Below are 1,604 nucleotides of genomic sequence, written 5' to 3' on the forward strand. Positions count from 1 at the left end.
GCCGCGAACCGCAAGAAGCGTGGCAGCGTCGGCGGTCGGCCGGGCTCGCACGACACGGCGCTCTACAAGGAGCGCAACACCGTGGAACGGTGCATCAACCGACTGCGGAACTGGCGCGGTATCGCTACCCGGTACGACAAGACCCCGAAGAGCTACGAGGCCGGACTGCACCTGTGCGGTGCGATGCTCTGGCTCCGCAGCATCGCACCACACTCATGATCCGGACTCCAGACAGGACCTAGACGCTCCCTGGGATTGCGGCCCAGGGGGCGTCGCGCGTTTTACAGAAGGCTGGCGACGAAGTCGATAGCCTGCTGACCAGCCCAGATGAGCCCGTCAGCGACGTTGTCCGCGAAGCCGCTCACAACGAGCAGAAGCCCCTTGGCCACGACGTTCTTCCAACGCTGCGAGTGGTCCGCCCCGAAACCCTCCTCCGGCTGCTCCCCTTCAGGCCCTTGCGGGTCCCCCGGATCGGCAGGTGCGGAATCGGCGGTGTCTCGGGACATGTGATCCCCTATCCGGACCGCTTGCGACTGGACTGGCCTGGTCGAGGCCAACGGTCCACAGACCCCGGCCGACCCAGCGCGCTCGCGGTGCCGAACGGGTCGAATCTTACGCAGGACCGAGGTCTGAGTAGCCAAGAACGAACGTCCGAGACGTCGTCAAATCCCAGGTGAGATGCGGTACTTCACGGGAAGCAAGGCTTCGGAACCGAGCCGACTTGACATCACCCCACGTTCTCGCGTGATCCCCCACCAGCCGATTCCTATCGAGTCTGAGACAAGTGATGGTGCCGGGTAGACAGACGAACTTCACCCGAATGGTCTACATCGAGAGTGACACACATCACACGGCGGTCAAGGGCGGCGAATAGCGGTGATGGGGAGGGCGGCTCAGGTCGCAACGCCCCTAGGCGGTCGGCCAATCGAGCAAGAGCACGCAGGCCCACCTCGCCCTTCCGGGGGCCGCCGGTGCTTGTCGTATGCCGCCTCCCCACCTGCACGCGGGGGCCGCGCAGTATCGTGCGGTCATGTTCATTGCTGCTGTTTCCCCCCGCTCCACGGGCAAGACGACGGCCATTTGGTGGCTTCTCCATGCCCTCCGCGAGCGCGGGTACGACGTCAAGGGGTTCGACGCGGACGAGTCCAAGCAGCTCTACCGGTGGTGGCAGGCGTCGGACCAGCAGTTCGACGTGACACGTCTCGCGGACACCCGGTTTCACGAAGAGGCACCAGGTGAACTCCCGGACGGCCACATCGGCGCAGTCGACTGCGGTCACCTGGAGAATCACGCCGGCATCGGGTACTCGGTGCTGCGCGTCGCGGACCTGGTCATCGTCGTGTGCGCAGCGACCAACGGCGACGTCGAACGCATGGAAGAGCTGCCCATGGACGGGTTCCTGGACTTGGCGTGGGCCAAGAAGAAGGACCCGAGCGCGCCCCGGCCGAAGGAGTGGGTGCTCCTGGTCCGGGTCCAGCCGGGCACCCGGACGGCGCCGGAGGGCATCCGCAAGGGTCTGGTGGAAGAGGGCTGGAACGTCTTCACCACGATGATCCCGTCCGTCCAGAAGTACGCGCCCACCGGTGAGGGCCTGCCTATCCACG

The 1,604-nt window shown here is 65.7% G+C and carries 2 protein-coding genes and 1 pseudogene; 2 read left to right on the forward strand and 1 reads right to left on the reverse strand.

Annotated elements, in window-relative coordinates:
* Positions 1-219 (forward strand): annotated as a pseudogene (locus ACFW48_RS38720) (IS5/IS1182 family transposase); the annotation flags it as partial.
* A gap of 62 nt (positions 220-281) precedes the next feature.
* Here ACFW48_RS38720 and ACFW48_RS38725 read toward each other — a convergent pair.
* Positions 282-506: a hypothetical protein gene (locus ACFW48_RS38725; RefSeq protein WP_386323374.1), complete on the reverse strand. Its 225-nt coding sequence runs from the start codon at positions 504-506 to the stop codon at positions 282-284.
* A gap of 524 nt (positions 507-1,030) precedes the next feature.
* On the opposite strand from ACFW48_RS38725, the gene ACFW48_RS38730 reads away from it, so the two are divergent.
* On the forward strand, positions 1,031-1,604 hold a 574-nt coding region (locus tag ACFW48_RS38730), incomplete at its 3' end, for a plasmid partition protein (protein WP_386323376.1).

It is taken from the genome of Streptomyces sp. NPDC058812 (assembly GCF_042744565.1).
Lineage (GTDB): Bacteria > Actinomycetota > Actinomycetes > Streptomycetales > Streptomycetaceae > Streptomyces > Streptomyces thinghirensis.